Below are 9027 nucleotides of genomic sequence, written 5' to 3'. Positions count from 1 at the left end.
CGTCTGGACCGCGCGCTGAGGAAGATCGCCCGAAAGGGTGGCGGGGTGGTGCTGCTGGACGGCTCCCTGATACGCACCCGGCGGCGCACCGGGACCGAGAACGCCGAGTAGCCGAGGGGAGTCTCACCCCTCGGCTCTCACAGATCCGTGCGTAACAGTCTCCCGTTACACGGCTCTTGTCGTTCTGATCACCAGGCCGATGCGGGTGCAGGGGTGATCCGCCAGTGCGCGAAGAGGCGCGGGTACCGCTGGGCGATCTCCCGCAGTTTCGCGATGGCCCTCCGCTTTGCCGCGAGCCGTTTGTACTTCCGGCGGATCCAGCGCACCAGGTAGGCGTTGATGCGCATGAGGAGGGGATTGAGTTCCCACGGGCGGAATCGCCCGAAGTAGTTGATCCAGCCCGCCACGACCGGGTTGACGCGCCGGGCGAGCTCGGTGAGGGACAGCTCCGAGCGCGTGTGCAGGTGCCAGGAGCGGACCTGCGCGCTCATCTTCTTCAGGGCGTCCTTGCTGACCGCCGGGCCGAACGCCAGGAAGTCCCTGCCGTGCCGGTCCCGGTTCTTGCGGGCGCGGAAGGTGTAGCCGAGGAAGGTGAACGAGGTGTGCTCGTACGAGCCCTGTCGCTTGCCGTCCCGGCAGTACACAATCCTGGTCTTGGCGGGGTGCAGCCGCAGCCCGACCTCGTCCATCCTGTCCGTGAGCGCGGCCAGCACCCGCCTGGCCTGCGACTCGGTGACGCAGTGGATCACCGCATCGTCCGCGTAGCGTTCGAACATGACTGTCGGGAACTCCCGCTCCAGCCAAAGGTCGAGCGCGTAGTGCATGAACAGGTTCGCCAAAACGGGAGATACCGGAGCACCTTGGGGCGTTCCCTTCTCCCGGGTCAGCAGGCTGCCGTCGGGCTGCTCCAGTGGGGCCGCGAGCCACCGCCGGACATACAAAATCACCCATACGGCATCCGTGTGAGCTTCCACTGCCTTGACAAGCAGGTCCCAGGGCACGCTGTCGAAGAACTCCTGGACATCGAGATCGATGACCCAGCCCCTCTTCCAGCAGCGTTCCCTGCACCGCTCGACCGCATCCAGCGCGGACCGTCCGGGCCGGTATCCGAAGGAATCCGGATGGAATACAGGATCCACCCTGCGCATCAGATGCCGTGCCACCACAGTTTGCGCCACGCGATCGGCGACAGACGGAATCCCGAGGATTCTCGTGTCTCCGCCATGCGGCTTGGGAATCTCCACCATGCGCACCGGGGGCGGAAAGTACGAACCCGACGACATCCTGTTCCAGACCTTATACAAATTGTTCTCCAGGTCCTTCTCGAATGCGGCGATGCTCTGCCCGTCCACACCGGGTGCACCTTTATTCGCCCTGACGTCCTCCCACGCCTCCTTCACTTCCCACTTCGAGATATCAAATGGCTTGACCTGTGACTTCAACTGGCCCATCGGACTCCTCCCGGAGAACATCCGGTTGATGCGATCAACTCAGTCACGAACGACCCGGCCCCTTTGCTCCACCCCCATTACAGAGGCTTCATCACTACTACAGGCCGGTCCGCCAGCGCACCCCGCATCGGTACTCGATCCCTTGCGGTGTCTGCCGCTTGGGACACTCCCTCTCCCCCGCCGGACCTGCACGGGCAGTATCGGGGCGCGCCTTCTCCTGTTCCGTGCGAGAGCAGCAGACCGGGCTCACGTCGCCTGCATGCCGGACACCGACCGGCCAGTAAACGGGTATCCGCCGGACTCATCCCGGGACACTTCCGAGGCCCCAGTTTTGATGCCTTCTCAGTAGTTTTCGACACTTCAGCAGCGATTCGCTTGCGCTCGTCTTCCCGGTCCCTACCTGACGCCTCTCACGACGCCTTTTCCTCATCGCTCATCACGACATTCTTCAGCTAACGCAACATGAGGTAGTTTGACGCCATCCCCCGCAGGACGACATCGAAGGGCCATACCTTCATCTCTCACACAGCACCGTTTTCAGAAGCTGTCCTACAACCAACTCCCTTTCACGTTCAGGACACAACGGAAGAACTATTCGGGCAAGCAAAAATGCCACGGCCTGCTCGTGATCGCTCTCACCGACGACCGCGGCCGACTGGTATGGGTCTCCGCGGTGCGGCCCGGACGCGCCTCGGAGATCACCGCCTGTCGGCACGACAAACTCACCGCTCACCTGCGGGCGGTCGGTCTCGGCGCGATCGCCGACCTGGGGTTCGTCGGACTCGACGATGCCGGTCCGGACGCCGACCCGGCGGTGATCACCGGCTACAAGGCCGCCCGCAACCGGCCCCTGACCCGTGGGCAGAAGCTGTCCAACAAGGCACTGGCCGCGGTGCGGGCCCCGGTCGAGCACGGCTTCGCCCATCTCAAGAACTGGCGTGTCCTCGGCAAGCTCCGCACGGATCCGAGGTGGGCGACTGCGCTGGTGCGGGCCCTGCTGGTGCTGACGAACCGGGAAGTCGCCCGCTGACGGACGACCTTGTCGGTGGACTACCGCTGCGGACCTGCCCGAGCCTCCCGACGCCTACGCACACCAGGCCATCTGACGTGCAGTTTTCACGATGCACCGTGCTCACTCCGGCTGTCGGCTCCGCGTCGCGGCCCGCCTTCTCGCGGACCTGCGCGCGTAGCCGGTCGTGGAACTTCTTGACCAGGCCGTGGTCGCGCCAGCGGCGGAAGAAGGCGTAACGTCAGGCGGGCGCGGCCCTCCTGATCTTGCGAGTGGAAATACACGATCATGATGTGCCGCGCCCGTCCGTGTTCACCCAGCCCCGCCCGCCAACTGACCGGATATCACGACTGTGTCGTCTGGTGTGGTGATGGGAAGGGTCACACTGCGTAGGCCGAACATGAGGTCCTGGTGACCCATCGGTGCGAACCTATGGAGTTGTTGACGGTGCCGAAGAGTGGGTCATTAAGCCAGTAGTCGTCCCTGAGATCCCGGACGAATCCCTCGGCACGGGTGAGGCAGATGTGGAAGTTGCTGTTGCCTCCCGACCCCAAGTAGAACTTCACCTCGTAGTAGTTCCCCTTGTTGACGAGGGAGCTGGCCTTGTTGCGGTCACTCCCCCGGAAGCCGCCTGAGGAGTCACCCCAGTCCAGGTCGTTGCCCGCAGCCATGCCGAGAAAGTCGTCACAGTTGAGCTTGTCGTAGGCGGACATGTATCCGCTGACGGCGTTCTCGTAGTTGTCCCAGCAGGTCCCGGGGGTTTCGGCTGAGGCGCTGGGGCTGAAGCCGAGGACCGCTACCCCGGTCAGGGCCGCCACGGCGGCAGCCGAACCGAACTTGCGCTTGCGCATGCCAATCTCCTCTGTAGCAGGTGTGTGGTGTCCGGCAGTCGGATGTCTGCCGGAGTCATGGTCAGGACAGGACGTCCTGGGCCTGCCGCAGGGCGTGCAGGCGCATCTTCCGGTAGGTGTCCCACTGTTCGCTGTACGGCTTCAGAGTCCTGGCCCGGTACTCGCTCTCCAGGACGCGGATCACCTTGCCCAGGGAGGACTCCACGGCGCACGTCGCCTCGGTGACGGCGAGTTTCCTGTCGAAGGCGTCGGCTTCGGCATCCGGCATGTTCTCGACGGCCGCCGCCCTCTTCTGCCGGAGATCATCGGGGCTGTCGAAGGGCCGTCCGGCTCTCGTCATACAGTCGGCCCACTGACGGAGCGCTTTCGTGAAGCGTTCGTCCTGCTTGAGGGCCTGGGCGTAGAGGGGGAAGACACCCTCCACGGTTCGGCGTGTGGTGAACCAGATCTCGGCGTCGCCGTAGAGCCTGGCGCGTGCTTCGTTGGTGCATCCCCCGCGTGGGGTTTCCACCGTGCCAAGTTTCCCGGGGAGTTTGGCCGTCATCCTGTCCCTGTAGTTGCCGTCCAGAGCCCGGGTGTAACTGACGCGCCCTTCCTTGGACAGTTTGTTCTGGTAAATGACGGTCCGGTGGGAGGTTCGTATCTTTTCGCCACGTTTTTCGAATTCTCGACCGTATCCATACGCCTCGGCCCACCGCACGGACTCGATGACGTAATTGCCCGACTTTCGCTCGTCAACGCTGGGCACCGGGAATTCCCAGTAGGGGAACCCCTCATTCGTCATGCACGCCTTGATGAGTTTCTGCTCGGCCCGCTCGATCTCGACGACTTCCTCATTGGTCAGATCCCGCACCCTGGAGTGGGAGATTTCCTCCCACGGTCGCGGTTCGTCAGCGCAACCTGCCAGCAAGCAGAGCACCGTTGCTGTGAGCATGGCTGAATACTTCCGCCTCACCGATGTGCACCTTTCCATGTTCCGGGCAGGGCGAGGCCCATCTCCCCCGTAAACTACCCAGAACGACATAATTAACGGGATCACGGCTCTGGTGTCGGTATGCCGGTCGGACTGACGTGGGTAGTCCCAGCTTTGGTTCCCTTCCCCGAAAATGCGGCCCGCGCGACCTCCGCCGACGGCCGGAACCTCGGGCAGCATTTTGCTGCACTTCGCTGCTGTGCTGCATCGGCTCTGCGGGCTCTGCACGACGGGCACATTAGCCCGGTCCGGTCGCTGAGTGTGTCGGTCGTTTGACCCACAAGGGAGCCGTACCTCCATCAACCAGCCTGGGGTGAAGCAGTAGATTTACTAACAGTTCTGGGCATCCCGCCCTGCCTGTGATCCGCAGACGCGAAGCCGCAGAGTGGCTCTGTTCACGTCGAAGAGCAGCGTTTCGACAGCGGTTCGGGAGGAAGTGCCCGCGCCAGATGTTCCCGAAGGCGTGAAGAAAGCCAGCAGAGGCTCTTGGGGAGCGGTATTGGCATCCGTGGGCTGCTCAACGCGTCCCACGGTGCTGTGCCTGCTGCGGATTCTGCGCGACAGCCACTGCCTGGCCGTCGTGCGATGCGTCCTTCTCCGACCTCTGCTCGTGACGCAGCGTGCGACGGCCGTCCGTCTCCTCGTCATGGAGCGTCAGGTACTTCTGCGCGATCCTGTCGCGCAGGGCCATCTCCTCCTGTATGTCCCTGGCGATGGCCTGGTACCTCCGAGCGGCGGCCCGCTCGCGGACCAGCCCCCCCCCCGTGGACAAAGGCCAGTTCTTCCTGGGTCTGCATGTCGATGTCGTGAGCAAGCCGGGACGCCCTCACGCGCATCTCGGCGAGCCTCGTGGTGATGTTCTCGACTCTCTCCGGCGCCTCCTGAAGGGCACCGAGCGCGGCGGCGAAGTCGCTGGAGTGGATGACCTCCCACGCGGCGGCTCCGGAGCTGTCGCGTTTGGCGCGGGGCGCGGCCATCAGGGCGTCGGCCTGGTCCAGGAGCCGGTTCGCCTCGGCGGCGTATGCCTGACAGCGGCAGGCGGGCGGTGTAGACAAGTCCGTCAGGGCCCTCGGCGTGAGGGTTGTTTTTCTTCACACCAAACTCAACTGCCGCCGGGGGCCCGCCAGTTACGCGCCTCGCGCGGCTATGGACGTGCGGTGAACCGTCCGTCAGGGCGTTTGTGCAGCCAGCCGCGGTCGGCGAGCTTGGTCATCTTCGCCCGCAGCGGCTCCAGCCTGCCGCGCACCGACGCGTCCAGGCCCAGCCGCTCGCCAACCGCCCTGACCTGCACCGGGCTGTCCGCCTCCCGCACGATCGCCAGGATCTTGCGGTAGTCGCCCGGCAGCGCACCCTCCGGCCGCGTCGCTGCGGTGCGGGATCAGCTCCGGCGAGCGGTGATCCACTGCCGCTCCAGCATCTCCGCGGTCTCATGGCGTGCCGCCCTGCTGACGGATCGTAGGCGGGGGTCGGTCACGGGCGCAGCCGAACCCGGCAGACCGCCGGAACCGGACCTGCCCGATGATCTACGGCATAGACAATAGCCGCCGACCGGCACGAGTCCCCGAATCGTCACTCACACCAGACCCGTGACCTGCGACTTCACGATGCACGCCACTCATTGGTAGACCGACTTCTCATTCACCCGTAACTCCCGGGCGATGCAAGGGACTTCCACGCCCTCCTCGAAGAGGTCAACGGCCCGCATCCGTACCTCTTCCCGGCGCCTGCGCTGCTCGGCGGTCAGCCCGCCCCCATCCGGATACCGCATGCCTCCGGCGTACCAACTCAGACGGACCGCGTCACCGGTCCCGACACAGATCCAGACCCCGAAACGCCGAAGTCCGTAATGGCCTTGAAGTTCTGGCCGTAGGCGGCCAGGAGTCCTCTCTTCTGGCGGCCTGCGAGATCGGTTCTGATCCACTTGTTGTGGAGCGGTGACTGGCCGTCACATCGATCAGTCGGCGAACCAGTCGCTGTGTAGAGCAATGCCGGCGAGGTTGTCCGTGGCACGAACAACATGAACACGCACGTCAGGAGCGCGATGAGCCGGGTATGGGCGGGGATCGACAGCGGCAAGGGCCACCATCACGCCCTCGCCCCGGACACGGACGGCAAGACGCTGCTGTCGCGGCGGGTGGCCACCCCGAAGAAATATTACGTTCAGTATCGATATGGTCACGACTAGTTCAATCATCGACCACTGTGCAGAAGGTAATGGGCGACCGGCGCGCCAGCGGTCCGCACCGTCTGGGTCCTGGCCGTCGGCGCGGCAGCGCCCGGGTCCGGCGAGCTGGTGCCCGCCACAGCGGCCGCGGCCGAACTCAAGGCACCGGTGAAGACCTGGGACACAGCTTGCGAGGGCTGCAGCCGCGCCTCGCCGTGCTCCAGGATGCCCGCCCGGACAGCAGCCGCTGAGCCGACGGGCGTTCCCGGAGCAGGAGGCAGCCTCGGCCTCCATGCGCCGCCGGGCGCAGGCCCTGAACGGCACCTTCACGCTCGACACCGCGCCGCACGGCACCACCCTGACCGTCACCCTGCCGCTGGAGGAGCCATGACCGAACCCGCCCCGGTCAAGGTGGTCATCGCCGACGACCACCCCATGTTCCTGTTCGGGTTCCGCGCGGCCCTCGCCTCCAGCGACGAGCTTGCCGTCGTGGGCAGGCCGCCACCGGGGAGGAACTGCTGGCCGTCGCCGACCGCACCACACCCGACGTGATCCTCACCGACCTGGCCATGCCCTGCCTCGACGGCGTCGCCAAGTGGCGGATACGCGCGGCTCTGGTGGCCGACTACTTCGCTACGGAGGGTCTGCGGGCGAAGCGCAGTACAGACCCGTGCCGTCGTCTGCGGCGGCCGCGCGTCAATGTCTGCCGATGCCCGGACTCCGTCCAGCTGACGCGCTGGCCGGGGGCGTGGACGGGACGCCACACGGGTGCGGAGGGGCCGTGCTGGAGCAGATCGGCCAGCGGTGCGGCGAGGACGGGGACGTCGTACGGGAAGCGGGACGGCGCCAGCAGTCCGGCCCCCGCGCGCAGGGCGCGGATCCGGTTGTCGGCACCGGCTGGGCCGGTGCCGTCCAGGATGAACAGGACGCGGGGGAAGAGCGGGTAGCGCCGCCACTCCTCAACCGCCGGTTCCTGGACGGTCGGCCGGCGCCCCAGGACCGCAGGCACGTAGCGGTAGAGGCGCTCGTACGCGGACAGCTTGGCGGCGAGGCGTTCGGGGCCCATGGTGGCCCGGTCGACTTCCACGAACGCCCGCAGCATCGACCCGTTGTCGCCGTCGACCGGGCTGCGCCGGTAGTACAGGAGCGCGTCGAGGATGACGGCCTCGCCGCCGCCGATCGGGTGGTGGACCTCGGGGATCCAGTCCAGCGGTCGGCACAGCTCGCCGCGGCGGCGGGCGTCCTCGAGGAAGACGAGCGCGGTCTCGGTCACGGTCAGCGTGTGGCCGGCCTTCAGACGCACGGCGGTCGGATCGGAAACGGTCCTGGACGGCCGGTGCATCCCGGGCCACTCGGAGGCGAGCTGCACGCCGTACGGGGTGGGGAACCACACCCGGGTCCGTCCGGCCTGCGGCAGGGTGATGCGGTCGACCAGCCCCTCGGCGCGCAGTCTGGCCAGCCGCCGCCGGGTCTGCTCGATGCGCACATCGGGGGCGATCACCCGGTGCATCTGCTCGGTGGCGGCCATCCGGTACTGCGTCAGCACGCCCAGCGCCATCCGGTCCCCGCTGCCCACGTCCACGCCGATCATCACGGACCCACTCACTTCCCGCTCGGTGCGGCGCCGTCTCGCCCGTCGCCGCGCGTACCGGACACAGCAGCAGCCGGCCCCGACCAGACCACCGACCACGAAGGCCCGACCACGATCACGAAGCGACAACGACTCCGTGGACCAGGCCCGAATCCCCTCCGACAACCCCTCCGACAACCCGGCCGACAACCGTCCGCACCCTCTGCCGCACCTGCCCGCGAACCCGCAGGTCACCACGCTGGTCCTGCCGTGGTCGGGAGGCCGGCATCCCCTCTACGCCCCCGGACCACGCCCCACAGGAAGAACAAGGAAGGTGGGTGGGTGGGACAGGTCCCGGGCGGCGGGCGAGGGGACCAGATGCCGCCGGTGGCCGTCGCGCGCGACGGCGGGGCCGCGCGCGACGCCGGGCGGGGACGGGACTGGCCGCGACCTCGGGCCTGAGGGGTGCGATGTGCCGGTCTGGTGTCAGTGGGTGGATGTCAGTGATGGTGTGTCAGGTAATGGTGTTTTGGCTGGTGGGGTGTTGAGCGCGGGCAAACCCGGGGCACTTCAAGCCCCCGTTGTCGGTGGCGGCTGGGACGCGTGGACGGGGACGAGGAACTGCTGCGCCGCCGGGTCTACGGCCACGACCACGACGACCCCGACCCGGGCCCGCGCCCGGGCAGACCTACGTCGAACTGACCGGCGGGCCGCTGGACGGGCTGCTCCTGGACGTCACCGGCTGGACGCAGGACGAGATCGACACCGGCGACCAGATCCCCTCGCCGCAGGGTAACCCGCAGTGGGATGCCGGCACCTTGGGGACGATACTCCGCAATCCCGCCTATACGGGGCGGGCGTGCTTCGGGAAGAGCCGGACCGTGCCGGGCGCACCCCGCCCCAACCGGACCTCGCGGCTGGCCGGACGCGGTATCTCGCCGCAGGCCGGGGTCACCGCGACGCCGCGCGAGGAGTGGATCGAGATCCCGGTTCCCGCACTGGTCAGCGA

At 66.9% G+C, this 9027-nt stretch carries 10 protein-coding genes and 3 pseudogenes; 6 read left to right on the top strand and 7 right to left on the bottom strand.

Annotated elements, in window-relative coordinates:
• A pseudogene (locus ACWD3C_RS47115) lies at positions 1-102 on the top strand (IS5/IS1182 family transposase); the annotation flags it as partial.
• Positions 103-188: 86 nt separating this feature from the next.
• Here the strand turns inward: ACWD3C_RS47115 and ltrA are convergent.
• On the bottom strand, positions 189-1451 hold the full coding sequence (gene ltrA, locus ACWD3C_RS47110) for a group II intron reverse transcriptase/maturase (protein WP_451154741.1): 1263 nt from the start codon (positions 1449-1451) through the stop codon (positions 189-191).
• Between the two features lie 625 nt (positions 1452-2076).
• Here ltrA and ACWD3C_RS47105 point away from each other — a divergent pair.
• The gene (locus tag ACWD3C_RS47105; RefSeq protein ID WP_451154739.1) at positions 2077-2481 is read left to right on the top strand and encodes a transposase family protein; all 405 of its coding nucleotides are present in this window, start codon (positions 2077-2079) and stop codon (positions 2479-2481) included.
• Between the two features lie 359 nt (positions 2482-2840).
• Here the strand turns inward: ACWD3C_RS47105 and ACWD3C_RS47100 are convergent, their stop codons facing one another.
• The 5 genes and pseudogenes from ACWD3C_RS47100 to ACWD3C_RS47080 form a co-directional block, all read right to left on the bottom strand.
• The gene (locus ACWD3C_RS47100) at positions 2841-3311 is read right to left on the bottom strand and encodes a hypothetical protein (protein WP_451154737.1); all 471 of its coding nucleotides are present in this window, start codon (positions 3309-3311) and stop codon (positions 2841-2843) included.
• Positions 3312-3372: 61 nt separating this feature from the next.
• Positions 3373-4266, bottom strand: coding sequence for a hypothetical protein (locus tag ACWD3C_RS47095; RefSeq protein ID WP_451154735.1), 894 nt, complete (start codon positions 4264-4266; stop codon positions 3373-3375).
• A 535-nt stretch (positions 4267-4801) separates the two neighbouring features.
• Entirely contained in the window at positions 4802-5056 is a 255-nt protein-coding gene (locus ACWD3C_RS47090; RefSeq protein ID WP_451154733.1) for a hypothetical protein, read from the bottom strand.
• 372 nt (positions 5057-5428) lie between these two features.
• Positions 5429-5596, bottom strand: a complete 168-nt coding sequence (locus tag ACWD3C_RS47085) for a hypothetical protein (RefSeq protein ID WP_451154731.1) — start codon at positions 5594-5596, stop codon at positions 5429-5431.
• A 306-nt stretch (positions 5597-5902) separates the two neighbouring features.
• Positions 5903-6052, bottom strand: a pseudogene (locus tag ACWD3C_RS47080) (helix-turn-helix domain-containing protein); the annotation flags it as partial.
• Between the two features lie 249 nt (positions 6053-6301).
• Between ACWD3C_RS47080 and ACWD3C_RS47075 the strand changes: the two are divergent.
• Positions 6302-6469 (top strand): hypothetical protein, encoded by a 168-nt coding sequence (locus ACWD3C_RS47075; protein WP_451154747.1) that lies wholly within the window; start codon positions 6302-6304, stop codon positions 6467-6469.
• A 366-nt stretch (positions 6470-6835) separates the two neighbouring features.
• Positions 6836-7000: a hypothetical protein gene (locus tag ACWD3C_RS47070; protein WP_451154729.1), complete on the top strand. Its 165-nt coding sequence runs from the start codon at positions 6836-6838 to the stop codon at positions 6998-7000.
• A 73-nt stretch (positions 7001-7073) separates the two neighbouring features.
• Here the strand turns inward: ACWD3C_RS47070 and ACWD3C_RS47065 are convergent, their stop codons facing one another.
• Positions 7074-8039: a replication-relaxation family protein gene (locus ACWD3C_RS47065; RefSeq protein ID WP_451154745.1), complete on the bottom strand. Its 966-nt coding sequence runs from the start codon at positions 8037-8039 to the stop codon at positions 7074-7076.
• Between the two features lie 582 nt (positions 8040-8621).
• Between ACWD3C_RS47065 and ACWD3C_RS47060 the strand changes: the two are divergent.
• Positions 8622-8812, top strand: a pseudogene (locus ACWD3C_RS47060) (hypothetical protein); the annotation flags it as partial.
• A 24-nt stretch (positions 8813-8836) separates the two neighbouring features.
• A partial coding sequence (locus ACWD3C_RS47055; RefSeq protein ID WP_451154743.1) for a hypothetical protein occupies positions 8837-9027 on the top strand: 191 nt, incomplete at its 3' end.

This window comes from Streptomyces sp. NPDC002845, assembly GCF_053591955.1.
The sequence above is the reverse complement of the archived record's forward strand: the minus strand, read 5'-3'. Positions and strand labels throughout refer to the sequence as shown.

Coding starts and splice junctions, on each gene's coding strand:
- ACWD3C_RS47065 (WP_451154745.1), bottom strand. CDS start 8,039: ATGATCGGCGTGGACGTGGGCAGCGGGGACCGGATGGCGCTGGGCGTG.
- ACWD3C_RS47100 (WP_451154737.1), bottom strand. CDS start 3,311: ATGCGCAAGCGCAAGTTCGGTTCGGCTGCCGCCGTGGCGGCCCTGACC.
- ACWD3C_RS47075 (WP_451154747.1), top strand. CDS start 6,302: ATGAACACGCACGTCAGGAGCGCGATGAGCCGGGTATGGGCGGGGATC.
- ltrA (WP_451154741.1), bottom strand. CDS start 1,451: ATGGGCCAGTTGAAGTCACAGGTCAAGCCATTTGATATCTCGAAGTGG.
- ACWD3C_RS47070 (WP_451154729.1), top strand. CDS start 6,836: ATGACCGAACCCGCCCCGGTCAAGGTGGTCATCGCCGACGACCACCCC.